This is a genomic window from Gracilibacillus massiliensis (assembly GCF_001458115.1).
GTDB lineage: Bacteria > Bacillota > Bacilli > Bacillales > Amphibacillaceae > Gracilibacillus > Gracilibacillus massiliensis.
Genome location: NZ_CZRP01000013.1, coordinates 1,222,276 through 1,246,696, shown reverse-complemented (window position 1 = coordinate 1,246,696; position 24,421 = coordinate 1,222,276). Strand labels below are relative to the sequence as shown.

The window sequence follows — 24,421 nt, the reverse complement described above, 5'->3', positions numbered from 1 at the left end:
TTTTTAAGCCAAGTTCGCTAAAAAAGTGGATCTTAGGGTAAAAACACCCCGCAGGAGTGAAAGCGGATGCCTTCGCTCTAAATGGATTCTACAACTGTTGTCACAGTTATCATTTTGAAGTTTCTATAAGTATTTCGTTTACATTATGCGATAGTAGTCTTTATTTCAACTCTTGCATCTGTTGTAGAACTTTAATTAGCGCAGGCGTTCGCTTCCACTCCAATGGGACTCGTTTTACCTGAAGATCCACTTTTCCATGCGGTTTTTGCTTGGAAAAGTTAGCTGAAGGGAAAACCCCATGGAAAGGGAAGCGAACAAGCCGTAGCGGTTGTTACGCACAAATTTACTGTCAAAATGACTACATCACTTACTATGTAGTATCCGTTTATTACGCAACAATAAATACTTCATCATTTGTGTTTGTAGTTAAGCGAAATATTTTCGTTCGGTTCTCTTCATGCGCTTCTATTAATTCGATAAAGTAATGCACCAAGTAATAATCCAAAATATAATAGCAGTGCACCGAGGGTGTATAGATACATAATCGGCTGTTCTTGAACAAAACCAACGACAGGGATATTTAATATCAATAATAATGGAAAACCAAACAATAGGGCAGTTCCGCTTCCCATTACGAGATTATCTGTGGTATTGGATTTGAATTTTGGGTCGACTGCTTTTACCAACGCCATTCCAGTAGAGATTGTACCTGTTTGCATCCCATAAAAGCCAACAATATTTGGGAGTGCATCATTTGGAAATACTTTCGGAATGATCCAAACAAAAAATATAATCGTTACAAATCCACCGGCAGTCGTAATCAGTAGCACAGGAACTAAATAATCTTGTAAGGTAAAAATTGAAATAGCTGTAATGGCGGCAGCAATCATATAATCGAAAGAAAAGCCAGCAATTCTTTGTAACAAATAATTATTAGGTGTATGTTCTAACTTAATACCCTTTGTATGTAGTTTGTTAAGAATGATACGAAATAATACGGCATAAAGGCTGCCAATAATAAAATGAAATCCGATTAATAGTTGACCTAAAGTCTCACCAAATGCACCAATAGGCGTGAGGAGATCATTTAATCCAACAATAGTTAGATAGGTAATGAAATAAATCGTACCTATTAGAGCAATTTGAAATGTAAGTTTATCAATCGCGTCACCTAACGGAATCTCATCAGGCTCGATTTTTTCTGTAATCTTAACATTTTCTTTTGTGTTCTTATTGTCCGATTGAAATGTGAACTTCTTGGATAATAGGTTCATAATAATGATACCAACTACGGTAGCCCAAATAAAGCCGATGCCAGCAATTGTTAATCCAAGGTTTCCTCCTCCAATCACACCTAACTCTTCCCATTGTGTGCCAATCGAGTAGGCTTGGCCTGGACCTTGTCCAAATCCGAGAGGTAATAAAAGACCGATCCCTGGAAAAAAATCAGAATAAAATGTTTGAACCAATACTAGAAAAATACCAAAACCAACGATCCCTTGAATCACATACCCAGTAACAATTAGCATGCCCGCATTCATGATGGAAGGTCTATTTTTGATATTACGTTCCTTTAAAGAAATAGCTATAAAACCAATCGCCATAAAATGGTAAACAAGGTTACCAAGCATATCTTGGTCAAAAGGGATAATCCCTAATAATTCGGTACCGAGTAATAATCCTAAAAAGCCCGCGATCATTGAAGTTGGGATAATTAACTTGCTTAAGTACGGTATTCTTGTTTTTAAAACAGTAGCAACCGCTAAAATAATCGAGATAAAGATAAAATCCATTACAAAAGTCCATGTATCTATCAAGATGATTGCTCCTTTAAAAGGTCTTTTTCTTTTATGATTTGAATGAATTGAAGCCACATATAAGCAGAAGCTCGTGGGTTTGTGAAAATAATGCGATATAGTATATCATCAATAAAGAAATCGAGCTTATGGTGAAAGTGTATATTAATTCCTTCCATGTCAAGTAGTGAAAAGGAATAGGCTGTTCGGTCCGATTTTACAATATCTAGTTGCGAGTTCGGTAAGATGACACTACCTTCACATATTTTTTGAAAAGGCTCTTGATTGTGTGATTGATATAAAGTCACAGTTTCTTTCATATTTTGCAGTGCTTTTTTAAACCGACTTGGTTGCTTGGAGAGTTCATTCAGAAAAGATAACTGCCACATTTTCCATTCGTGTGGTGTTTTAAAATGAAGGATATCTTGTGAATGAAAATGTCCTTGTTCCGTATAGATTGCATAATATTCGCAATTAGTACATCTAAATAAATCTCCTTCAGAATGCATCGTATTAATCGATTTACAGCCAGGGCAAGTGAATAACAACCTTTCAAGAAAATGAGCTATGTTAGTTCCTTTGAAAATATAGTTGTTTATTGCTTGCCAATCGTGTTCGTTATGGGATAACGCTGCTGTTAGATGTTGGTGAATTTCGGAAACAGATAAATCTTGTAATTCACTTCCGTTCCAAATCTTTTCATAACTTATTTCTATCGTTCCTTTTCTATCACTATCTGCCCATCTCGGATGTGTTAAATAACCTCCTTTAATTTTGGCGGCAACGACAGGTGTTTTTAACAGTTTAAGAAGTTTAGCTGTCGAATAAATGATAGGTTCTGTAACACCATCCCAATTGCGGTTACCCTCAGGAAACAGCCCAATTACACGATTATGTTTTTTTGCCTTGATCAGATTTCGGATTGTACTCGTGTCATTTCTGAATTTAGTCTTTCGAATCGCACCGGTATATTGGAGTACTTTTTTTAATTGAGGATGACGAAACAGAGGTTCACCTGCTACAAATGCAATCGGTTCATCCACGAATAGGTTGATGAACAAAGGGTCCCAATTGTTCACATGATTACTGACAATTAGATAAGGCGGCTTTAGCTGTTTCGTTTCATTTTTTGTGACGATGAATGTAGTTTTTCTTTTAAGATAGAGATTAATAGCTTTCAATAATAGTCTAACGATCCAATTAGCTGGTTTTTTTTCAATACTCATGTACTTCCCCTTCTTTTATAATAGTGTGATTCAGATGAAAAAGTTCGGTTTAATGAATCAGCATGAGTTTCTTGATCTCTACCATTTCGTTTTGACTCATATAAGGCATAATCTGCTTTTGCTATGATCGAATCGGTATTATCCACATGAGAAAACGTTGCAATTCCTAAACTAATAGTTAATTCAATCGTATTCCAGGTAGCTTTTTTTACCTTGTTTCTTAATTGTTCTGCATAACTTATAGCTTGATAAGATTCTATCTCTGGCATCAAGATAACAAATTCTTCACCGCCAAATCGAGCAACTGTGAATTTATTGGAAAACATTGATACCATAGTATCTGCTAGGTTTTTAATCATATCATCGCCAACGTTATGCCCCCAATTGTCATTTACTTGTTTAAAATGATCTATATCTATTATACATAGTGAAAAAGGAACATGGTTATTATAAAAAGATTGTACATAAAGATCTAGTTGTTCGACAAATACACGACGATTATATAAATTGGTAAGTGGATCACGAGAAGCAAGCAATTGTAATTGTTCGTTTAATTCTACTAATTTGGCTTGATGTTGTTGTAATTTATCATGCAACATCGTCTTTTCCTCTAATGTTTGCGTAAGTTTCTTATTTATCTCACGAATTTCCTTTTCGTATTCAATTCGATTTTGAATCGGTATCACAATACAATCAATTAAAAATTGTGAGTCCACTTCAAACATGTTTGCGTTAAATATGATATTTATAATGGAATGATCTTTTTTCCTAAGAGTTAAATACATCTCTTGAATGGAGCCGGAGGTACGAATTTTTGGATAAAGAATAGTATGAAAGAACAATTTATTGGCATTATTGAGTAATAGTTCAATATGATTGTTCTCTAATTCTTCCTTCGTAAAGCCAACAAGATTAGAAAAGGTATTATTAATAGATATGATATGGCCTTGTAAATCGATGGTTAATAGTCCACAGGCTGCATTATCCAATCTGTCGTGCATCGCATTTACCTCCTCACAAGTGTTTTTTTAATGTATTGATCGTTTCCTCTGGGTGACTTACATGAGGATAATGTCCTTTTGCGCTCAGCACATGTAATTGACTTCTAGCAATATGTTTATTCATATAGTTGGCAACGTCTATAGGGACAAAACTATCCATAGAACACTGAAGAATAACTGTCGGTACGGTAACTTCTTTTAACATTTTTCGATAGTCAGAAAGTAATGTCGCTTGTAAAAAATCATAAGTGTAGGAAGGATCATTACTTTGAAATTGTGATTCAAGTAGTTTTGTTTTTTCTGCACCTTCGCTTTTAGGGAGAGCAACCGGTGCTAGAAAACTTGCCCATCCAATAAAATTCATTTCCATCATTTCAAGTATATCCTCTATTTCTTGGCGTTCAAATCCACCTCTATATTCAGGAAAATCATTCAAATAACGCGGGGAAGCACCGATCATTACTAACTGTTTAACAATATCAGGTCTTTTAATCGAGAGCAGTAATCCAATCATTCCTCCAACGGAGTGACCAACAAAATGTATATTTTTCCATTCAAAGTAATCGCATATTTCGACAATGTCTTCCACGTAGCCCTCAAGAGATTGATATTTATGTTTATTATAAGCACTTTTGTCTGAATTACCAGAGCCTACATAATCTAATAAAATAATAGTGTGATCGCTCTCAAAAGCAGGAGTAATCCACTTCCAAGTTGTTTGATCAGAAGCAAAACCATGGGCGAATAAAATAATAGGTTCACCTGTTCCAATGATACGGATGTTGTTTCGTTTTGTTAGTTTATCTGTCATTTGATCACTCCTATATGAGAAAGGTAAATATTCTTATCACTATAGTACTACAAAGAATAAGGAATTGAAATCTTGATGTTTAGTTGATATTTTTTGTATGCAGGACTTAAGTCATAGATAAAATTAAAGTAAAGTGATAAAATATAATTACAACTAAGAGATAAAGGGTGATTTTGGACGATGAGCTGCCGGAACTGTGTAATTGGAGAGTTAGAAATTGATGTGATGTTTGAAAATGATAATGAGGAGAGATGGATCAATCAAGTGTATCATTATTTGAATTTTCATTATCAAGTGAAAAAATCCAATAATATTTTATCAGTATCAGAAGAAGCCCTTCGAGACTTACATGATTTTTGTCAAGATCATATGAATCCGAATGAGGTGTTTTTTAGAATAGGAGATCAATCATGGAAACCGATCACAGAATTTGAGGAATTAATCAATGCACACTGGATTGATGATGTGATTAAGAATAAGCAAGTGGTATCCTACTATCAGCCGATTATATCCAGCGATAAAAAAGTGTATGCATATGAATTGTTAGCTCGATTTGTTGACAAAGAAGGAAACATCATTTTTCCAAACGAGATCTTTTCAGCAGCACGATTAAGAGGCAGGCTATATGCGCTTGATCGCTTATGCCGAATGACAGCAGTGAAGTATGCTGCGCGAATCGAGAATGCCAAAGCATTTATTAATTTTATTCCAACTTCTATTTATTCACCGGAGCATTGCCTGAAATCAACAACAATGCTAGCGCAGCAACTAAAAATAAAACAAGATACACTCGTGTTTGAAGTAGTGGAAACAGATCAGGTCGATGATGTAGAACATTTGAAATCTATCTTAAATTACTATGATAGTAAGGGTTTTTCTTATGCACTTGATGATGTTGGTGAAGGTTATAGTACAGAATCTATGCTTAAAGATTTAAATCCTCGTTATATGAAGCTAGATATGAAGTATGTTCAAGGAGTGTCACAATGTGATGAAAAGCAACAACAAGCAACTCGTCTATTGAAGGTAGCTCAAGACATAGGATCTGTTCCGTTAGCTGAAGGTGTTGAAACTAATGAGGATTTTGAATGGTTAAAAGAAAGAGGTTACCAATTGTTTCAAGGTTATCTATTTGGAAAACCTGCGCCTGAACCAAAAATGGCAGCTATTTAACAAGAAATGTTCACAAATAATAAATAAAAAATATCCCGTTTCGAAAACGGGATATTTTTGCTATATTAAATGACACCTTGTGCTACCATTGCATCTGCTACTTTAAGGAAACCAGCGATGTTGGCACCAACTACTAAGTTTCCAGGCTGACCAAATTCTTCAGCAGCTTGGACACTATTTTTATAAATATCTTCCATGATTTCTTGAAGTTTTTCGTCCACTTCTTCAAATTTCCAAGAAAGTCTTGCACTATTCTGAGCCATTTCAAGTGCAGAAACTGCAACACCACCAGCGTTAGCAGCTTTTGCTGGTCCGAATAATACTTCTTTTTCTAAGAATACATCAATTGCTTCTAATGTAGAAGGCATGTTGGCACCTTCACCAACTGCTTTTACACCGTTTTCAACTAATGTTTTTGCAGCATCTTCATTTAATTCGTTTTGTGTCGCACATGGAAGTGCAATGTCACAAGGAATATTCCAAATGCCTTCAAATCCAGCAGTATATTCAGCTTCTGGATGTTCATTAACATATTCTTTAATACGTTTTCTTTCTACCTCTTTAAGGCGTTTAACGGTTTCTAAGTTAATGCCATTTTTATCATAAATATAACCACTTGAATCACTACATGCAACAACTTTTGCACCTAATTCCGTAGCTTTTTGAATCGCGTAAGTCGAAACATTACCAGAACCTGAAACAACGACAGTTTTTCCTTTGAAGCTGTCTCCTTTACCTTTTAACATTTCTTGTACGAAATATACAGTACCAAAACCAGTTGCTTCAGTACGAGCCAAGCTTCCGCCGAAGTTAAGACCTTTACCAGTTAACACACCAGCTGGGTTTCCGCCGCGCATTTTCTTATATTGACCAAATAGGTAGCCAATTTCGCGAGCGCCAACACCGATATCACCAGCAGGAACGTCCGTATCTGGTCCGATATGTTTCGATAATTCGCTCATAAAGCTCTGGCAGAAACGCATAATTTCGCCATCAGATTTACCTTTTGGATCAAAGTCAGATCCACCTTTACCGCCACCAATTGGTTGGCCAGTTAAAGAGTTTTTGAAAATTTGTTCGAAACCTAAAAATTTAATAATACTAGCGTTTACAGAAGGGTGGAAACGAAGACCACCTTTGTAAGGTCCAATTGCACTGTTGAATTGTACACGGAAACCGCGGTTAACTTGTACTTTTCCTTCATCATCTACCCATGGTACACGGAAAGAAATGATTCGTTCTGGTTCTACCATTCTTTCTAGAATGTTTTCTTCCATATAGACTGGTTGTTTTTCGAATACAGGAACTAAAGAATCGAAAATTTCTTTTACAGCCTGATGGAATTCATTTTCACCTGGGTTACGTTTTTTGACAGTTTCGAACACGTCGTTAACATAATTTTGAGCTACTTGATTTGCATTTGTCATATCTTATTTGTTCTCTCCTTACTTTTTTTATATAGTTAAGCATAAGCGTGACACCAAAATTGTTCTATTCTTTATATCTTGTCTAATTTTTGCGAAAATTATTTCGCTAATTTCAAGTGTATTATATCAAATCGGTCTAAACAATGCTCATACGAGATGCAATTGATATCATTTTGAGATAGGTTGGGTGTATTCGTCAAGTTTTTTGTCGCTTGGTACAAAATAAAGAATAACCATACCAATCAAAAATAATACAATTAAACTAAGAATACCTGCATTCGATTTACCAGTAATTTGTGCAGTAGCACCCAATAGGAGTGGGCCTGTAATGGAAGCGAATTTACCGAAAATGTTGTAGAATCCAAAAAATTCATTGGCATTTTGCTTAGGAATTAATTTAGCGAAATAGGATCTACTTAAAGCTTGTATCCCACCTTGTGAAGAAGCAACTAACATGGCAATAATCCAAAAATCGATAGCAGTTTCTAGAAAATAGCCATATACACAAACGACCATATAGACGCTAATCCCAACATAGAGCATGACCTTAGCTGAGAATCGATTAGCTAACTTGCCGTAGATAACAGCAAATGGGGCTGCGACTACTTGAGTAACCAATAGAACCACTAATAAAACGGTAGAACTTAAACCTACATCTGTTCCGTAGGCAGTAGACATTGAAATGATAGTGCCCACCCCATCTATGTAGAAAAAATAAGCAATCAGGAAGATGGTTAGATATTTATATTGTCGAATATTTCGTAATGTTTGGAGCAGTCTTTTGAAGCTTTGTTTAATTGGTTTAGGTTCTCTTTCTATATAATGTAGTTGTTGAACGTTTTTTATAATCGGAATTGCAAAGATAGCCCACCATAAGCAGGTAATCAGGAATGCAATCTTACTTGCGGTGGTGCTGTTAATCGGTAAGAAACCTTGTTGAGCTAGTAAGATAATCGTAATACTCAAGACAAAAGGAATCGAACTACCAATATATCCAAGACCAAACCCGCGTGCTGACACACTATTCATGCGCTTGTCTTTCGTAACATCGACTAGAAATGCATCGTAGAATACATTTGCACCTGTCGATCCTAATGAGGCTAATGTAAAAAAGATTAGTAGTAAGAGCCATTGACCTTCAGGTACAAACACTAAAGCAAAGGTTGAAAAGATACCCAGTCCCATAAAGCTAATGAAAAACCTTTTCTTAAGGCCGCGATAATCTGCGATCGTACCTAAAATAGGTCCAAGCATTGCTAATATGAAAGTAAAAATCGCAATGGTATAACCTAAATATGCGGTAGAATTAGCTCCTGTTATTCCTGCTTCTGTAGCTTGTGCTTTATAGTATATTGGAAAAATGGCAGTGGTAATGATCACGGTAAATGCAGAACTTCCCCAATCATAAATCATCCAACTATTCTCTTCTTTCGTATACTTTCGCATAGGGACACCATCCTTTGATTGCAGTCTCACTTCATTGTACTTGAGCTAGACCAAAAAATCCTATAAAAAAGAATAAATCTTAACATAAGTTTAATATTAGTGAAAACGGGTACATTAAAATCAGATAATAAATTAATTGGAAAGGATGATGATCATGTATAAAGCAATTCAAGCATTCTTTAAAGAGGAAGACGACGCGGAAACGGTGAAGGCAGATTTAAATAAACTTAAGGTAAATAATATTCGAGTAGACAAGCTACCAGAAGCAGGAAGAACATTAATGTTAACGCCATTAACGTATGCTGGAAATGGCGCTACAAATTCTGGTGGGGGTGCAGGTGCTGGTATTATTGGAGCCTTCACTAGGGATAATGAGGGTGCAGGTATAAGTAAAGATAACAGTTCCCGCGAATATACAGTGGAATGTGAAGTAGAGGAAAGTGATTATCAAGAAGCCTTAAAAATCATTATGGAACAAGACGGACATATGGATAGGGATGCATTAGATGATTAAGATTTAGTACGCTAGGAAAAGTTAACTTCTTAAATGAAATGAAGAGGCATCATGGAATTTAATCGCACATTCCATGATGCCAATTTTACGGTGCACAATCTTAAACTTATCTAATGATTACTACATCCACTTATTTTTACCAGAAAAATAATGGTAAAAATGCGATAGTAGCGATGGCTCCAAGTGCGATACCAACTCCTAGTCCCCACCTGTATCCTGGTCTATATCCGTAGTATCCCATCCCGTAGCCACCCATTCCTCGGTTTTGTCCAAATGGATCTATAAATACTTGAGATTGATTAACACGTCTAATCACACCTCTATGAACTTCTCCTTGGCGAGTGACTATTTTTACAGGGCGACCAACATTCTGGCGACAAAAATTATAATGCGACATTTTAACTCTCCTTTCCATACAATGCCATACAGCATTACTACTATATAAGTTATGCGATAAACTCAGTTAGGTATGGTCAGGTGCCAACGGACATTTTCATCATTTTTAGCCTGAAGCAAGATCCGCGGCAGAAAGAAATTGTTGATTTTTAGTTTTTAATATTTCCTTTGCATGTTGTTTATTTTTTTCCATGTACCGAAGCACAATGTTATAACCAATTACATAACCGAGGTTTTTTGGGATGCCTCTATTCCCGTACATAAGCATGTCATGTTTATGGTTCGTGCGTTTTATGTTTTGATGAGGCATGATCCATCGTTCCCACAGTTCAACTAACTTCTCATCTGATAAATGTTCTATCCGTTTATTACCATAAGACTTACCTACCATCTTTCGCACGAGCCATTCTGCGATTCCTTCTAATATCACAGCATCTAATAATGTATAGTCAAATTCTTTCTTTGGGAAGTTGCGTAACCTGCAGGTGTGGCTATACTCATGGATAAACAATGCGGCGATTTCTTTGGTGCTAGCAGTAGATGATAAAAATAAAAATAATTTATCTGGATAACTTAGCCCGGCATTACTATTAAACCAAGTTTTCAATTCTCGAATGTCTTCATTTGATGGTAATATGAAAATATCTGTAGAAGGACCCTCCCACGCATCTTTGCATTTTTGATATAGCTTTTTCACTTTTGTATTGTAATCTCTTTTTAACCAACCGGTGAGGAAAGCAGCCGAAGATTCGGGAGAGAAAAGTCCGTGCCTTAAAAGATGCTCTTGGATATTTTTTTGATTAGCTTCCGAAAAAAAAGTGGACAGGGGATCACATATAGCAGAAAGATGGATTTGATATTTTTCATTATTCGTGTGATTAGCTGCTTGGTCTAAACTTTTTATGAGTTGTTCGAGCCACTTATCAGTAGCGTGGACTGTCATCTCGCATCCCTCGCTTTGTGGCAGTAATTAAATAGGCTAATAATTGTTTCTCATAATCGATATTTAATTGCAAATGCTCGTTTAAAATATCTAAACTTGTTTCATCTAGTGTTTGATCAAGCAGAACAGTTGAACTGGATTTATTTACTTGATGAAATACAATGTCCTTAAATTGATGGTCAGATAAACACTTTTTCCAATCTGTTAACGAATAAAGATTTGGTGATTGATAAAAATGTTTAATTTCATCTTGAGCTTTTGGAGAAAGATCTTCTGTGCGCACCATTTCCAATAGAATAAACTTTCCATTAGGCTTTAAACATCTTGTTATTTCAAGCATGCTTTCGTTTATTTGAGTAAAGGTAAGTACCGATTCTGCTATGATGAGGTCAAATGATGAAGCTGCAAATGGTAGTGAGGTAACATCGGCTTGTTTTAGTTTTACGTTAGGGAGATCTTTGGTATGAATTTTAGCGATATCAATCATTTCAGAAGATATATCAATGCCATAGAGGCCTGCTGAGGTTTTTGAACGCAAATGCCGAATTGTTTCACCGACACCACAACCAACTTCTAATATGGTTTTCATGTTCGATATATCCAGTTTTTCTATCCAAATTTTTGTCGTCTCCCTTCCGCCTGGATGTGCATAGGCTATCCTTAACTGGGTTAAAAGATCATGATAAGGATTCATAGGATCATTCCTTTCAGATTGTTTTGAAAGCTTTCTATTTGGGTTTAATTGTAGTATGATTAAGTATTAGTAAGTATAAATAACAGTTGTAAACAGTTTATACACAATGTCTAAAGAAGGTGAATGGATTGGAAGAAAAAGAGATTGAATTATTGAAATTATTAGAAAAAAACGGGCGAATTGATACAGATACGATAAGTAAAATGTTGGATGTACCACCGGCCATGGTGGAAGAAATGATTCAAAAGTTAGAAAAAGACCATACCATTCTGGGCTATTCCACTTTAGTAGATTGGTCCAACGTCTATGAATATGAAGGCGTAGCCGCACTTATAGATGTGAAAGTAACACCTGTAAGAGGAGTTGGCTTTGATAAGATTGCGTCTCGTATTTACAGATTTCCGGAAGTAAAAGCTGTGTATTTAATGTCAGGTGCATATGACCTTAGTGTATCTGTGGAAGGAAAAACAATGATGGAAGTTAGTCGATTTGTTTCAGATAAATTATCCACTTTAGATACCGTTTTGTCGACCACTACCCACTTTATCTTAAAAAAATACAAACACGACGGCATTATTTTTGATGAGGATGACGACGATGACAAAAGAATTATGGTGACGCCATGAGTACTTCCTATTTAGCTAAACATGTCGAAGAATTAAAACCGTCAGGAATTCGTAAGTTCTTTGATTTAGCATCAAAAATGGAAAATGTCATCTCATTAGGGGTAGGTGAACCGGACTTTGTAACACCGTGGAATGTGATCGAAGCAAGTTATCATTCTTTGGAGCAAGGTTATACAGCTTATACAGCAAATGCAGGATTGTTAGAATTAAGAGAAGAAATTAGTAAATACTTATATGACACATTTTCGTTACGTTATAATCCTGAAAATCAACTTTTGGTGACTGTTGGAGCGAGCCAAGCAATTGATTTAGCTTTAAGAGCTATTATCGATCAAGGGGATGAGGTCATCGTTGTAGAGCCATGTTTTGTCTCCTATAGTCCAGCGGTATCGTTAGCTGGCGGTGTGCCAGTTACTGTAAGTGCAACCGCAGAAAATGAATTTAAAGTACTACCAGAGCAAGTGGAAGCAGCAATTACTGCTCGCACAAAAGCAATTGTATTATGCAGTCCCAACAATCCGACCGGGACGGTATTAAGTGAGCGAGAATTAGCTGGTATCTCAGAAGTAGTGAAAAAGCATGACTTACTTGTGTTATCTGACGAGATTTATGCTGAATTATCTTATGATGAAATGGCAACGAGTATTGCAGCCGTGGAGGGCATGATAGAACGTACGGTGGTTATATCGGGTTTCTCTAAATCGTTTGCTATGACAGGATGGCGTTTAGGTTATGCAGCAGGACCTGTAGAAATTATCGAAGCAATGACCAAAATTCATCAATATACGATGATGTGTGCACCTACTATGGCACAACATGGTGCATTGGAAGCATTGCGTAATGGAAATGAAAGTGTAAGAGAAATGAAAACCAGTTATAAACAGAGACGTAATTTTGTTGTGAAGGCTTTAAATGAAATGGGATTGTCGTGCCATTTACCTGGCGGCGCCTTTTATGTGTTCCCATCGATAAAGGAAACAGGCTATAGTTCCGAAGAATTTGCGCAAAAATTACTGGAAGAAGAAAGAGTGGCAGTTGTACCTGGACACGTTTTTGGTGATAGCGGAGAAGGCTATATACGTTGCTCCTATGCTACATCGATAAAACAACTGGACGAGGCGATGAAAAGAATGAGTCGTTTTGTACAAAAGCACTGTAAATAAAAACAAGAAGCTGAAACAAACGAATGTTATCATTAAAAAAATCCAAACGAGTGGAATCGTTTGGATTTTTATGCGTGTTTGAAGGAAAGTGCAACATAACTCTGGTGGTAATTTTGAAAGGTTATATGTTTGTGATAACCGCTTCGGCTTGCCCACTTCCCGTTCCGTGGGGTTTTCCATTCAGCTAACTTTTCCAAGCAAAAACCGCATGGAAAAGTGGATCTTCATGGAAAACGGTCCCACAGGAGTGGAAGTGGCCGCCTCCGCTGAGTGAAACTCTACAACTAATGCAAATGCTAGCATTTTGGACTGTTACAAATATATGTTTATATTGCTAATAATGATATGTAATTCTAGAACCAATTTATGATCGATATGGAATAAATCCAACATTTCTATTCTGACTTCAGTTGTAAAGCAATAACAAGCGCAGGCGTCGGCTTCCACTCCTGCGGGATGTTTTTATCCGAAGATCCACTTTTTAAGCGCACTTTGCTTAAAAAGTTAGCTGAGGAGAAAAACCCGCGGAAAGGGAAGCCGACAAGCCGGAGCGATTGCAAAGCGCATATATTATCTCATAATTACCACTACAATAGTGTCGCACTTTGCCATTATTGCGCGTTAATCTTTTTTACTGGATTAAATTTTCATAAAACACAGTTGTTAGAATAAGTCGATATAATATTGGTGTAATTGTGTAGTTGTAAGTACAAGTGGTCTTGTATATAATAGAGGGATAGAAGATAGAGAGGATGTCAGCAATGGAAATAAAGCGTATACACGATGTTGAAATTACAGTATCAAAAGATGACCAAGTTGATTTACCAAAGCGTGTCAATGTTGAATTAGATGATAACGTTTCTGCTGAGTTTGATGTTAACTGGGAACAAGTTAACCAAAAAGAATTAGAGGAAAAAGGAAGTATTGAAATAGAAGGTGACATCGTTCATAAAGACTATCCAAAACCTTTTATTGAAAAACGAGCAGATCCCTATTTATATAAGCATACAGATGGATATTATTACTTTACTGGTTCCTATCCGTTGTATGATCGTGTCGTTTTAAGAAGAGCAAAAACAATTGAAGAGCTTCCTGAAGCAGAAGAAAAAGTAATTTGGTGGAAGCATGAATCAGGAATTATGTCGGAACATATCTGGGCGCCCGAAATTCATTATATTGATGGCAAATGGTATGTCCATGTAGCTGCCGGTGATAAAGATGATGTTTGGGCTATCCGACCATATGTTTTAGAGTGTGAAGCTGAAAATCCACTTGAAGGTGAGTGGGTAGAAAAGGGGCAAGTTAATACGGAATTTCAGAGTTTCTCGCTAGATGCTACCACATTTGAACATAATGACAAGCGTTATCTTGTCTGGGCGCAAAAGGTAGAAAATGATACAATCTCCAATTTGTATATTGCTGAAATGGAAAACCCATGGACAATCAAGAAACAGGTATTTCTTTCAAATCCAGAATTAGACTGGGAAGTGATTGGATTTGATGTCAATGAAGGACCTGCGATGATTAAGAATGATAAAAGGCTTTTTATTGCCTTTTCTGCAAGTGCCACAGATGAAAATTATGCAGTTGGTTTACTTCATGCTGATATTAATAGTGACTTGTTAGATCCTGATTCTTGGACGAAAGAGAAGGAGCCAGTCCTTGTTTCAAGTGACCAAACAAGTGAGTATGGACCAGGCCATAATAGTTTCAGTGTGGATGAGAATGGATATGAATTGATCATCTATCACGCTCGACCATATAAAGGATTTAATACAGAAAACCCGTTATATGATCATAATCGCCATGCACGTATCCAACGCTTGTTTTGGACGAACGACGGTTTTCCATATTTCGGTGAACCTGGATACCAATTAGATTTCACCAACTATAAAGCAAAAGCAAAGATTACATTAAAATAAAAATCAATCAAAAAGCCTAGTGTCATAAATTATGCGCTAGGCTTTTTGTGTATGGAAAGGTTGGTGTTATTCGATTATATATTCAATCTCATCGATTTTTCTTGAGTATTTAATATGGAAGTTCATATCGTTGAAGTACCATAGGTCAGATTCTTCTACAAAAAAATGTATCCCCTCTTCTGTAACCTCTGCTCCTGGATTATTTGGTTCTGTTTTTTCTAAAGCTAATGAAAACCCCTTATGTACACCGCCAAATCCGCCGTATCTAGCAAAGAAGCGGATGGAATCTTGTTCTTTTAAATCCAGCTCATTGATAAACCATTTTACTGCTGGTTTGGTTATCGACATTTTCATTTGATTCATCCCCTTTTTGTGTCTCCTTTTATAGTACCGAAAACAAGAACATGATGCTAGCAGTAAGCCTTTTATCACTGTGATAAGTCTCACTTCATAAACATTGTAAGATTATCTGACAAATGTTTGTTCAAAGTCAATTTAGAAATGTATAATTCTAGTAAGGTCATATTACAACGGTAAACGAATTTAGGTGGTGTATCATATGACAGAAGGTCCGTCATACAAGGAGAGAAAGGTTATTACGATTGGAGTTGTCAGTGAATTAACTGGTTTATCTGAACGTCAAATTCGCTATTACGAAGAGAGAAAACTTGTATATCCAGAACGATCACCAAAAGGTAATAGAAAATATTCCTTTGCAGATGTTGAACTACTCATAGATATTGCGAATAAGCGTGAAGAAGGGGTTCAAACGTTTGAAATAAGACAGGATATGATTCGAGCGGAGAAAAGAAAAGAGAAAAAAATGCGAAAACAGTTATTGCGAGGCGAAATCAACGCAAGATTTGGTATTCAAAAGGAAAGATAATCGTATGTTTTTTTATACGCTATATTTTTATTAGCGATGCTGATTATAATTTACTTAATTCAAATGAAAGAGAAGCCTAATGGAAGTCAGGCTTCTCTTCTTTTGGTTGTGGGTTATATCGAGTGAATTTGAGTGCATTTTGTTTTTCGAATTCCAGACAAAATTTTTCATAGTCGTGTACAATCTCACTGATAGGTTTGTTGTAAAGCTCTTGATCATCCTTATCCACTACACCACTTGCCACCAGCTGTTGAATCAAATAAACTTTTTGTTTCTCGACTGCTTCCCGTAAAAAAGCCATATGATTAGCCTCCTAAAAATTAAACTTGTTTTTCACTATTCATGAAAAGTATTACCATCTTTGTTATATGTTATACAAAATGACTTCATGTCAATGTAGTAAAAGTGTGTCTGAAATGTATAGATTTTGTAATATAGTCAGAAACGAATGATTTTTGAGAATTAGTAGATTGATATATAATGTAGGAATAGTAAAGGTATGGATGGGATGTAAAGTAGATTATGTCTTTACTATATGCCATCATTTTATCTTTGTCATGGCGTATGTCAATAAACTTTACATACAATTTATTGAATCTTATTGAGGTGTTTACAAATGTCACAGGAGAAAGTGTCCATTATTGTTACAACGTATAATCGAAAAGTTGCGTTAGCAGAATTATTGGCTGCCTTAGTGGAGCAAACTTATCAATACTTTGAAGTCATTATCGTTAACGATGCTGGTGAAAAAGTAGAAGATGTTATTAATTTATATCCAGAATTAAAAGTGAAATTAATCAACTTGTCAGAAAATCATTATCATGTCTATGCGAGAAACAAAGGATTAGAGAAAGCAACTGGAGACTATATTATGCTGATGGATGATGATGATTTACCTTTACCAACTCATTTAGAAAAAATGATAAACGCTATCGAAGGCTATGACCTTGTCTATTCAGATGTCGAAATCATTAATTACCATGAAACAAAAGAGAGACGGATACCTCTCGATCACCATTTATTTGCGTATACGTTTGACATAACCGCAATGCGAACGTTCTCCACCTATGTTCCGTCCGGTAGCTTATATAGAAGGTCGATACATAATGACATTGGAAAATTTGATGAAACAGTCAGAAATTATTGGGATTGGGATTTCTTTTTAAGAGTTGCAAAAAATCACCGAATCCAGCGAGTACCAATAGCAAGTGTTCTCTATGAATTTTCTGAGTCTGGAAATAATCAATCTAAGAAATTGGATCAAATGAGGTATTATTTAGATCGTTTATCGGAGAAACATCAATTAGGTCACCTGCCAACCAAGAATTTCTATTTATTATTAGAGGAGCCTGATATTAAAGAACGAGAAGCAGAAAGTGAACGACTTTGGACTGGTGACATGCCACAGTCTCGTTTACAACTATAGGGGGAGCTTTTGTTGAGAAGACAGCGTGATTTTACACAAGGAAGCATATGGAAGGATTTATTTTATTTCTCCTCACCGATTATGTTTGCGCAATTATTGCAAGTGTCCTATCAATTTATCGATAGCCTATGGGTCGGAAACTTAATAGGAGCAAATGCACTAGGATCTGTAGCAGTATCAGGAACGGTGATATTTACGATATTATCTTTTATTATCGGGATGAATAATACCACATTAACTGTGCTATCTCAACAAAAAGGTAAAGGCAATGAACAAGGAGTACAAACCTATGTAAATGCTTTTGTTGTTACTTTATCTGTTTTAGCGGTGATGATGGGGATTTTAGGGTTTTTATTTGCTCCTGCCGTGCTTGCCTTATTAGGTACACCGGAAGCAATGATGACAGATGCAGTTATTTACTTAAGGATCAATGCAGCTGGTATTATATTTTTAGTAGGCTATAACTTTATTAGCACAGCTTTACGGGCTGTAGGTGATAGTAAGACACCTCTAAAATTTGTTGCGATTGCTGTCTTATTAAATATTGTATTGGATCCATTATTCATTTCGGTTTTTGAACTTGGTGTACAAGGTGCAGCAATAGCAACTATCTTGTCACAAGGCTTTTCATTTATATATGGTATGGTTTTTGTTATTCGTAAACAACTAATTCCAATAAAGTGGCCAACATTGCCTGCTTGGAGTGAAGTGAAGTTAATATTAAATCTCGGCATCCCTTCCGGATTGCAGATGGCGGTGATTTCTGCTGGGGCTGCAGCTATCATAAGTGTCGTTACTTCACATGGGGAAGCAGCTGTAGCTGGATATAGTGCCGCCCAACGATTAGATAGCTTATTCTTATTGCCAGCGCACGCATTAGGTGCGACGGTAAACAGTATGGCAGGACAAAATATTGGTGTTGGTCAGTGGCAACGTGTTAAAAAAATAGCCACATACGGTGTGCTATATAACACGGTGGTAATGCTTGTTTTTGCGGGCCTTATAGTCTTGTTTGCCGACTTTGGCATTCAATTATTTATTCAAGAACAAGCAGCAGTACAATTCGGTGCGCAATATCTACTTATCATCGCATTCTTTTATCCGTTTCTGGGCATCAACTTTGTGTTAAATGGAATTGTCCGTGCATCAGGTGCGATGTATCAAGTGCTCATCCTAAATTTGATCTCGTTTTGGCTACTTCGTTATCCGCTGGCATATCTTTTTTCTGAGCTAATGGGTGAAGATGGAATTGCTTATGGAATTGGTGTAAGCTTTATGTTAAGTAGTGTGATAGCGTTTTTATATTATCGATATGGCAAGTGGCGTGAGAAGAAAATTTTTTCGGATTAATACGAGGGAGTGAAAGAAATGGTTAAGGTTGGTTTTATTGGAACAGGTGGATTTACCAGACATCACGTCAACATTTTAAGTGAATTGGATAATGTTCACGTGGTGGGGTTTGTTGGTTCGAGTCAAAAAAAAGCAGATGCATTTGCACAACAATATCCCGAAGCATCAGGATATGATAGTCTGGAAGTGATGATAACACGTGAACAATTAGATGCTGTATATATTTGTGTGCCACCAATGGGACATGAAAATTATGAGGAGATATTAATTGAGCACAATATTCCGTTTTTAGTGGAAAAACCTTTAGGGGTGAAGGAAGAAACTGTGCGTGAGATCAAACAGAAAGTAAAAGATACTAATCACCTGACATCTGTTGGCTATCATTTTCGTTATGCAGATATTATCGCTACATTCAAAGAATTGTTAAAAGAACAGAAAGTCGGAGCCGTTTCCGGAAAATGGATGGGGTCGATGCCTGGGGTTTATTGGTGGAAAAACCAAGAGCAATCCGGAGGACAGTTTAATGAACAGACGACACATATCGTGGATTTAATACGGTATTTATTTGGGGAGATTCAATCTGTTTATGCCCAAGAAGTAAATGCAGTAACCGCAAAAGCTGATCCTTCCGTTACCGTGGCAGACGTCGGACTATTTATTTTAACATTAGAGAATGGTCTGATTGTGCAAATAAGCAATACCTCTGTGATGCCAGATGGATTAGGAGATGTTGGCATTCAGGTTTATACAGACACAAGTATGATCGAATGGAAAATGGGTCATTTAGAAATGAAAAAGGTGGATAAAGTAGAACGTTTTATCGCAAAGAAAAATCCTTATTTAAGTGAATCAAAAGCATTTATTCATGCTGTAGAGACAGGTGATCGTTCAAAAATTCTTTCCGATTATGAGGAGGGGTGGCGCTCCTTCAAAGTAGCCCTTGCTGCAGAGAAGTCCGTTACCGAAAAAAGAGCAGTTCCTATTAGTGAAATTGTCGAATAAAAAAATCTGTTTCGTACATAGTAAGCCTACAGGAAAAAATAAATCCTAGAGGTGATACAAATGTACAAATATCTGATTTTATTTGTAATGTTTAGTTTGTTAATAGGCTGTAATGAATCCTCCTTAGAACCGGAGGATGAGAATATACAACCAGAGAATGTAAGCTTTGGTGGTGACAATAGTGGCAGGAACCAAGAGATGAGGGAAGAACGCATCCAAGTTCCGGTAAATCCAGGACGGGAACAAAATATTTTTGAAGATGCCAACCCAAATCAATGGTTCCGTCAAGGTGATGGAAATGATCAAACAAATCAACCATCAGAACAACAAAGGCAACAAGAGCAACAAGGTCAGCAACAACCTCCAAATCAACAAGACCAACAAAATCAAGAGCGTACCAACCAAGAGCAAAATAATCAAACACCATCATCTGACGGTGAGTCGTTAGATCAATTTAGACAAAAGGTTATTGAATTAACAAATGAGGCTAGAAGCGAAAATGGAGCACAGGAACTGAGTTTAGATAAGAAGTTAGCAGATGTTGCGCAGACAAAGTCGGAGGATATGGCAGAGAATAATTATTTCTCACATACTTCTCCAACATATGGCTCACCATTTGATATGTTGCAACAATTTGGAGTTGACTATACTAAGGCATCAGAAAATATTGCTGCAGGCCAACAATCGCCTGAGTCCGTTGTGCAAGGTTGGCTAAATAGTGAAGGTCACCGCAAAAACTTACTCGACGCAGACGTCACCCACATAGGTGTAGGATACACCTCAGACGGCAACTACTGGACACAACTATTTATCAAAAAATAAACAAAAAGGGATTAACCATAAAACAGGTTAATCCCTTTTCGCAATCAAATGCATCATTAAACTAAACTGCGAAGTACCATACATAGGATTATTAACAAAAGTATTGAGATGAGTGCTAATCCAACGCTACGGAAAAACACTCCCTTTCCGGGGGCACGGCTGAAGCTAACTTGGTAAAGAAAAGCACTTTACCAAGTGGATCTTCAGCTCGTGCTGTTCCCCCAGGAGTGTCGCATTTTTCCTCCGCTTTGCGAGAGATCTGTTTAAATACGAGGAAATATGCTGTGATAGCAACATTCTAGCTGTTGCTAAATTTGTAGAACACTATTGAAGCGTAGTCCATTTACGTAGACTCCAGCGGGAAAAGCGCGAGCTGAAGATCCCGCAGGAAAAGCGGTTTTTGCTTTTCTGAGGAAGCTGAAGCCGTGCCCGCGGAAAGCGAAGTAAATGGACGGAGCTTTTGCCTAGCACCCAACCAACTTTCAAGATTGTCACTAGTTCGCAGTTTTTGGCTATTGTTTAATCATACGGCTTTCTTTTCTTTCTAATAAGTTCTATAATTGAAAGTTATTAGTACAACTTGAGAAGGGAGCGAACTGAGTGGCACGTGGAGAATCGACCATACCGTTAAAGATGCTCTTATTTTGCTTTCATGGAGCCAATACAATAATCGTTAGTTTTTTACCTTTATATCTGCAATTCAAAGGTCTTACGGGAACAGAGATTGGTTGGGTTATGGCAATAGGACCATTAGTCGCTATATTTTCTCAACCATTTTGGGGATATACCAGTGATAAATATCAAACAGTAAAAAAAATACTGATGTTATGTTTAATTGGACTTATAATTAGTAGTTTAGTCTTTCTGCAGATGGATACATTACCGTTATTATTGACATTTGGAGCTACATTCTTCTTCTTTGCTGCACCAATCGGGGCGTTAGGGGACAGTTTATCACAAAGAAGAGCTGATCAATTGGGGATATCCTTTGGTTCGATAAGAACGTGGGGATCTATCGGGTTTGCGACATCATCCTTAACAGTTGGAGCTATTTTATCGAATGTAGGCATTCAATTTATCGTTTGGCCCTACTTAGTCTTAGCTGTCGCTGCCTTTATTGTCAGTACAAGATTAGTCGATGTGAAAGTGGAAACGCCGCCTATTCAATTTAAGGATATTGGTTTACTCGTTAAGAAAAAACCTTTTGTTATCTTTTTAGTACTGATAACACTTATTACAATTTCCCATCGTGCCAATGACAGTTTTATTGGTATTTATATCGCTTCACTTGGTGGATCGGAAGACTTAATTGGGTTTGCTTGGTTTGCTGGTGTTGCAAGTGAAGCGATTGTTTTTGCAACAGCAGGATTATGGTTTCGAAAGTTTCATCCGCTCATTTTTATAATTGGAGCAGGTATTTTGTACTCGATTCGCTGGTACTTCTATGCTGTTTTTGAAGACCCGATGTTGATCGTTGCCTTGCAATTTTTACACGGACTAACATTTGGTGTGTTTTATTTAACAGCCTTTCAATATGTGACTCGAATTATTCCGAAGATGTTACAATCGACCGGTCACTTAGTATTTGTCTCGACCTTTTTTGGGATCTCCGGAATTATCGGCTCTCTTATCGGTGGAGTAATTATGGACAACTTAGGAGGTTCTTCCTTATATTTATTTATGGGAATTTTAACGACCTTTGGAACGTTGATGATGTTGATTTATCATTGGCTGCCATTTGGAAAATCATAATATAAACAGGTGATATAAAATGGAATTTATCGGAGTATTGATTCCGATTTTTAGTATTTTTGCAATTGGATATATCGGAACTAAATTTTTGAAGATTGATATTAAGTCGATTTCCACGGTGACGTTGTATTTGATGTCGCCGTTTTTAGCTTTTAGAACCTTTTATGAAAATGATTTGAATACGGATTACCTTTATTTGGGCAGTTTCTTATTAATGTTATCGATGATTAGTATACTGCTTGCTTATCTGATAGGATATTTTAGAAAATGGGACCAGTCTGTAAAAAGTGGTTATATTCTGGCATCAGTATTCATGAATAATGGGAATTATGGTACGCCACTAGTTTTGTTGGTATTTGGTGAAGAGGGTTTTCACTATGCTATTATACTCATGGTGTTACAAACGTTGATCATGTGTACAGTTGGTATCTATTTTGCGGCAAAAGGTGGGTCACAAGGACGCCGTGTGCAGATTTCACCTCTTAAAGATGTTATAAGAGTACCGATTATATATGGAGCCATTTTAGGTATTATGCTTAATTTATTTGGAATTCACTTAAATGATCAAATGATGACAGCAATAGATATGGTATCGGATGCTACTATACCAACCATCATGATTGTGCTCGGCATGCAACTTGCTCAAATTAAGTTAAGTGATGTAGAAGTAGGTCGAGTATCGTTAGCGGTTAGCTTTCGGTTAATACTGGCTCCAATCATTGCGTATTTCTTAACATTACCATTACCCCTCGATGAAATGATAAAAGATATTTTAATTGTGATGGCTGCGATGCCAACTGCTGCTAATACGACAATGTATGCATTGCAGTTTGGCTCAAGGCCAGGCTATGTCTCAAGTGTCACACTGATCTCCACGCTATTAAGTATTATCACATTGCCAATATTATTATTTATATTAGTATGAGGACAAAAAAGAGAGGGATATTAATAATACCCTTTCTTTTTTTGTATCAAATAATAAAATGATAATTATACAAATTTTCAGAATTTTTTTAATATAAAAACATTAATAAAACCTATTGTAATCAGGTGCTCTGTACTATATTATAATGATTATAAAATGTATAAATATAAGTTTGGAGTGAATATTTATGAATAAATTAATAAAAGGAATAATGATTTTACTTTTAACAGTTTTAGTGGCGTGTGGGACAAGTGATGAGAAAGAGCAATCAGACGGGACAAACGGTTCGAATGATAAACCAACTTTATCTGTAGTGACAGAAGCAGGGTTTATGCCTTTTACCTATTTGGATAAAGGAGAAGTTGTGGGTTTTGATATTGATTTGTTAGCAGCAGTGATGGATGAAGCGGGTTATGATTATCAATTAGAAAATGTTGGTTGGGATGCAATGTTACTCTCTGTCGAAAAGGGAGAGGCTGACCTTGCGATTGCTGGAATTACTGTAAATGATGAGCGTAAAGAATCCTACGATTTTTCATCAGCTTACTTTGAATCAACCCATAAAGTAGTCTTCCGAGAAGGAGAAGGTATTACAAGTGGGGAAGATATTAAAGATCTTAAAGTTGGGGTCCAGTCAGGTACAACAGGTGCAGAAGCTGTAGAAAAGATTTTAGGCAAAAATCATGAAAATATCTCAAAATACGATTCCAATACATTAGCACTTATGTCCCTTCAATCAGGAGATGTAGATGCTGTAGTAACGGATAACGTAGTAGCTGATGAATATGTTGCGAACAATCCAGAGGCGAATGTTGAAATGATTACAGACCCTGATACGTTTGAATCAGAATTCTACGGTATCATGTTTCCAAAGGATAGTGACGTGAAAGAAGATATTAATGCTGCATTACAAACAGTTATTGATAATGGAACATATTCTGAAATTTATCAAGAGTGGTTTGGAGCAGAACCAGACACAGACGTGCTAACTCAGTAGATTTTAATATAGAATTTTGTACGAATTACAAAGCGTAGCGACGTCGTTACGCTTTTCGTTTTTGATCGTTTAAAAAGAATAAAATAGGGTAGCGAAAAGCAAAGTATAAGTAAGAAGGGAGAA

General features: G+C 36.5%; 24 protein-coding genes. 13 read left to right on the top strand and 11 right to left on the bottom strand.

What is annotated here, in order from left to right; genetic code table 11:
• Positions 1-455: 455 nt before the first annotated feature.
• From BN3107_RS17690 to BN3107_RS17675, 4 genes are read right to left on the bottom strand one after another with little or no spacing between them, the layout of a single operon-like run.
• Complete coding sequence (locus BN3107_RS17690) at positions 456-1,817, bottom strand: sodium/glutamate symporter family protein (RefSeq protein WP_058308942.1); 1,362 nt, start codon at positions 1,815-1,817, stop codon at positions 456-458.
• Entirely contained in the window at positions 1,814-3,022 is a 1,209-nt protein-coding gene (locus BN3107_RS17685; protein ID WP_058308941.1) for a lysophospholipid acyltransferase family protein, read from the bottom strand. The genes BN3107_RS17690 and BN3107_RS17685 overlap by 4 nt, the downstream gene beginning before the upstream one ends.
• The gene (locus BN3107_RS17680; protein ID WP_058308940.1) at positions 3,019-4,023 is read right to left on the bottom strand and encodes a sensor domain-containing diguanylate cyclase; all 1,005 of its coding nucleotides are present in this window, start codon (positions 4,021-4,023) and stop codon (positions 3,019-3,021) included. The genes BN3107_RS17685 and BN3107_RS17680 overlap by 4 nt, the downstream gene beginning before the upstream one ends.
• A 13-nt stretch (positions 4,024-4,036) precedes the next feature.
• Entirely contained in the window at positions 4,037-4,834 is a 798-nt protein-coding gene (locus BN3107_RS17675) for an alpha/beta fold hydrolase (RefSeq protein WP_058308939.1), read from the bottom strand.
• A gap of 180 nt (positions 4,835-5,014) precedes the next feature.
• On the opposite strand from BN3107_RS17675, the gene BN3107_RS17670 reads away from it, so the two are divergent.
• Positions 5,015-6,007 carry an EAL domain-containing protein gene (locus BN3107_RS17670; RefSeq protein ID WP_058308938.1) on the top strand — a complete coding sequence of 331 codons (993 nt, stop codon included), beginning with the start codon at positions 5,015-5,017 and terminating at the stop codon, positions 6,005-6,007.
• Between the two features lie 65 nt (positions 6,008-6,072).
• Here the strand turns inward: BN3107_RS17670 and gdhA are convergent, their stop codons facing one another.
• Positions 6,073-7,434: an NADP-specific glutamate dehydrogenase gene (gdhA, locus tag BN3107_RS17665; RefSeq protein WP_058308937.1), complete on the bottom strand. Its 1,362-nt coding sequence runs from the start codon at positions 7,432-7,434 to the stop codon at positions 6,073-6,075.
• A 168-nt stretch (positions 7,435-7,602) separates the two neighbouring features.
• Complete coding sequence (locus BN3107_RS17660) at positions 7,603-8,880, bottom strand: MFS transporter (RefSeq protein ID WP_058308936.1); 1,278 nt, start codon at positions 8,878-8,880, stop codon at positions 7,603-7,605.
• A 154-nt stretch (positions 8,881-9,034) separates the two neighbouring features.
• Here BN3107_RS17660 and BN3107_RS17655 point away from each other — a divergent pair, with 154 nt between their 5' ends.
• A complete protein-coding gene (locus BN3107_RS17655) occupies positions 9,035-9,394 on the top strand; it encodes a hypothetical protein (RefSeq protein WP_058308935.1) in 360 nt (119 codons plus the stop codon).
• A 136-nt stretch (positions 9,395-9,530) separates the two neighbouring features.
• Here the strand turns inward: BN3107_RS17655 and BN3107_RS17650 are convergent, their stop codons facing one another.
• The 3 genes from BN3107_RS17650 to BN3107_RS17640 all read right to left on the bottom strand — a co-directional run bounded on the left by BN3107_RS17650 (position 9,531) and on the right by BN3107_RS17640 (position 11,322).
• Positions 9,531-9,791 carry a hypothetical protein gene (locus tag BN3107_RS17650; RefSeq protein ID WP_058308934.1) on the bottom strand — a complete coding sequence of 87 codons (261 nt, stop codon included), beginning with the start codon at positions 9,789-9,791 and terminating at the stop codon, positions 9,531-9,533.
• Between the two features lie 105 nt (positions 9,792-9,896).
• Positions 9,897-10,733: a DUF2268 domain-containing protein gene (locus BN3107_RS17645; protein WP_058308933.1), complete on the bottom strand. Its 837-nt coding sequence runs from the start codon at positions 10,731-10,733 to the stop codon at positions 9,897-9,899.
• Positions 10,714-11,322, bottom strand: a complete 609-nt coding sequence (locus BN3107_RS17640) for a class I SAM-dependent methyltransferase (RefSeq protein ID WP_187371042.1) — start codon at positions 11,320-11,322, stop codon at positions 10,714-10,716. Before BN3107_RS17640 ends, BN3107_RS17645 begins: the two co-directional genes overlap by 20 nt.
• A 233-nt stretch (positions 11,323-11,555) precedes the next feature.
• Between BN3107_RS17640 and BN3107_RS17635 the strand changes: the two genes are divergently transcribed.
• The 3 genes from BN3107_RS17635 to BN3107_RS17625 all read left to right on the top strand — a co-directional run bounded on the left by BN3107_RS17635 (position 11,556) and on the right by BN3107_RS17625 (position 15,138).
• A complete protein-coding gene (locus tag BN3107_RS17635) occupies positions 11,556-12,053 on the top strand; it encodes an Lrp/AsnC family transcriptional regulator (protein ID WP_058308931.1) in 498 nt (165 codons plus the stop codon).
• Positions 12,050-13,216, top strand: coding sequence for an aminotransferase (locus BN3107_RS17630; protein ID WP_058308930.1), 1,167 nt, complete (start codon positions 12,050-12,052; stop codon positions 13,214-13,216). Before BN3107_RS17635 ends, BN3107_RS17630 begins: the two co-directional genes overlap by 4 nt.
• Before the next feature lie 761 nt (positions 13,217-13,977).
• Complete coding sequence (locus BN3107_RS17625) at positions 13,978-15,138, top strand: family 43 glycosylhydrolase (protein WP_058308929.1); 1,161 nt, start codon at positions 13,978-13,980, stop codon at positions 15,136-15,138.
• A gap of 66 nt (positions 15,139-15,204) precedes the next feature.
• On the opposite strand, the gene BN3107_RS17620 is transcribed toward BN3107_RS17625, so the two are convergent.
• On the bottom strand, positions 15,205-15,501 hold the full coding sequence (locus BN3107_RS17620; RefSeq protein ID WP_231735388.1) for a HesB/YadR/YfhF family protein: 297 nt from the start codon (positions 15,499-15,501) through the stop codon (positions 15,205-15,207).
• 196 nt (positions 15,502-15,697) lie between these two features.
• Here BN3107_RS17620 and BN3107_RS17615 point away from each other — a divergent pair, with 196 nt between their 5' ends.
• Complete coding sequence (locus BN3107_RS17615; protein ID WP_058308927.1) at positions 15,698-16,024, top strand: MerR family transcriptional regulator; 327 nt, start codon at positions 15,698-15,700, stop codon at positions 16,022-16,024.
• Positions 16,025-16,100: 76 nt separating this feature from the next.
• On the opposite strand, the gene fbpA is transcribed toward BN3107_RS17615, so the two are convergent.
• Positions 16,101-16,325 carry a Fur-regulated basic protein FbpA gene (gene fbpA, locus BN3107_RS17610; RefSeq protein WP_058308926.1) on the bottom strand — a complete coding sequence of 75 codons (225 nt, stop codon included), beginning with the start codon at positions 16,323-16,325 and terminating at the stop codon, positions 16,101-16,103.
• A 315-nt stretch (positions 16,326-16,640) separates the two neighbouring features.
• Here fbpA and BN3107_RS17605 point away from each other — a divergent pair, with 315 nt between their 5' ends.
• The 7 genes from BN3107_RS17605 (at position 16,641) to BN3107_RS17575 (ending at position 24,298) form a co-directional block, all read left to right on the top strand.
• Complete coding sequence (locus tag BN3107_RS17605) at positions 16,641-17,450, top strand: glycosyltransferase family 2 protein (protein WP_058308925.1); 810 nt, start codon at positions 16,641-16,643, stop codon at positions 17,448-17,450.
• A gap of 12 nt (positions 17,451-17,462) precedes the next feature.
• Positions 17,463-18,800 (top strand): MATE family efflux transporter, encoded by a 1,338-nt coding sequence (locus tag BN3107_RS17600; RefSeq protein WP_058308924.1) that lies wholly within the window; start codon positions 17,463-17,465, stop codon positions 18,798-18,800.
• Positions 18,801-18,818: 18 nt separating this feature from the next.
• Positions 18,819-19,802, top strand: a complete 984-nt coding sequence (locus BN3107_RS17595) for a Gfo/Idh/MocA family protein (RefSeq protein ID WP_058308923.1) — start codon at positions 18,819-18,821, stop codon at positions 19,800-19,802.
• A gap of 60 nt (positions 19,803-19,862) precedes the next feature.
• Positions 19,863-20,624 carry a CAP domain-containing protein gene (locus tag BN3107_RS17590; RefSeq protein WP_058308922.1) on the top strand — a complete coding sequence of 254 codons (762 nt, stop codon included), beginning with the start codon at positions 19,863-19,865 and terminating at the stop codon, positions 20,622-20,624.
• A gap of 600 nt (positions 20,625-21,224) precedes the next feature.
• On the top strand, positions 21,225-22,376 hold the full coding sequence (locus tag BN3107_RS17585; protein WP_058308921.1) for an MFS transporter: 1,152 nt from the start codon (positions 21,225-21,227) through the stop codon (positions 22,374-22,376).
• Positions 22,377-22,395: 19 nt separating this feature from the next.
• Positions 22,396-23,301, top strand: a complete 906-nt coding sequence (locus tag BN3107_RS17580; protein WP_058308920.1) for an AEC family transporter — start codon at positions 22,396-22,398, stop codon at positions 23,299-23,301.
• Positions 23,302-23,488: 187 nt separating this feature from the next.
• Complete coding sequence (locus tag BN3107_RS17575; RefSeq protein WP_058308919.1) at positions 23,489-24,298, top strand: basic amino acid ABC transporter substrate-binding protein; 810 nt, start codon at positions 23,489-23,491, stop codon at positions 24,296-24,298.
• Positions 24,299-24,421: the final 123 nt, after the last annotated feature.

Excerpts from the sequence above, each read along its gene's own strand:
- BN3107_RS17685 (WP_058308941.1), bottom strand. The coding sequence starts at position 3,022 with ATGAGTATTGAAAAAAAACCAGCTAATTGGATCGTTAGACTATTATTG.
- BN3107_RS17680 (WP_058308940.1), bottom strand. The coding sequence starts at position 4,023 with ATGCACGACAGATTGGATAATGCAGCCTGTGGACTATTAACCATCGAT.
- BN3107_RS17675 (WP_058308939.1), bottom strand. The coding sequence starts at position 4,834 with ATGACAGATAAACTAACAAAACGAAACAACATCCGTATCATTGGAACA.
- BN3107_RS17670 (WP_058308938.1), top strand. The coding sequence starts at position 5,015 with ATGAGCTGCCGGAACTGTGTAATTGGAGAGTTAGAAATTGATGTGATG.
- gdhA (WP_058308937.1), bottom strand. The coding sequence starts at position 7,434 with ATGACAAATGCAAATCAAGTAGCTCAAAATTATGTTAACGACGTGTTC.
- BN3107_RS17660 (WP_058308936.1), bottom strand. The coding sequence starts at position 8,880 with ATGCGAAAGTATACGAAAGAAGAGAATAGTTGGATGATTTATGATTGG.
- BN3107_RS17655 (WP_058308935.1), top strand. The coding sequence starts at position 9,035 with ATGTATAAAGCAATTCAAGCATTCTTTAAAGAGGAAGACGACGCGGAA.
- BN3107_RS17650 (WP_058308934.1), bottom strand. The coding sequence starts at position 9,791 with ATGTCGCATTATAATTTTTGTCGCCAGAATGTTGGTCGCCCTGTAAAA.
- BN3107_RS17645 (WP_058308933.1), bottom strand. The coding sequence starts at position 10,733 with ATGACAGTCCACGCTACTGATAAGTGGCTCGAACAACTCATAAAAAGT.
- BN3107_RS17640 (WP_187371042.1), bottom strand. The coding sequence starts at position 11,322 with ATGAAAACCATATTAGAAGTTGGTTGTGGTGTCGGTGAAACAATTCGG.
- BN3107_RS17630 (WP_058308930.1), top strand. The coding sequence starts at position 12,050 with ATGAGTACTTCCTATTTAGCTAAACATGTCGAAGAATTAAAACCGTCA.
- BN3107_RS17625 (WP_058308929.1), top strand. The coding sequence starts at position 13,978 with ATGGAAATAAAGCGTATACACGATGTTGAAATTACAGTATCAAAAGAT.
- BN3107_RS17620 (WP_231735388.1), bottom strand. The coding sequence starts at position 15,501 with ATGAATCAAATGAAAATGTCGATAACCAAACCAGCAGTAAAATGGTTT.
- BN3107_RS17615 (WP_058308927.1), top strand. The coding sequence starts at position 15,698 with ATGACAGAAGGTCCGTCATACAAGGAGAGAAAGGTTATTACGATTGGA.
- fbpA (WP_058308926.1), bottom strand. The coding sequence starts at position 16,325 with ATGGCTTTTTTACGGGAAGCAGTCGAGAAACAAAAAGTTTATTTGATT.
- BN3107_RS17605 (WP_058308925.1), top strand. The coding sequence starts at position 16,641 with ATGTCACAGGAGAAAGTGTCCATTATTGTTACAACGTATAATCGAAAA.
- BN3107_RS17595 (WP_058308923.1), top strand. The coding sequence starts at position 18,819 with ATGGTTAAGGTTGGTTTTATTGGAACAGGTGGATTTACCAGACATCAC.
- BN3107_RS17590 (WP_058308922.1), top strand. The coding sequence starts at position 19,863 with ATGTACAAATATCTGATTTTATTTGTAATGTTTAGTTTGTTAATAGGC.
- BN3107_RS17580 (WP_058308920.1), top strand. The coding sequence starts at position 22,396 with ATGGAATTTATCGGAGTATTGATTCCGATTTTTAGTATTTTTGCAATT.
- BN3107_RS17575 (WP_058308919.1), top strand. The coding sequence starts at position 23,489 with ATGAATAAATTAATAAAAGGAATAATGATTTTACTTTTAACAGTTTTA.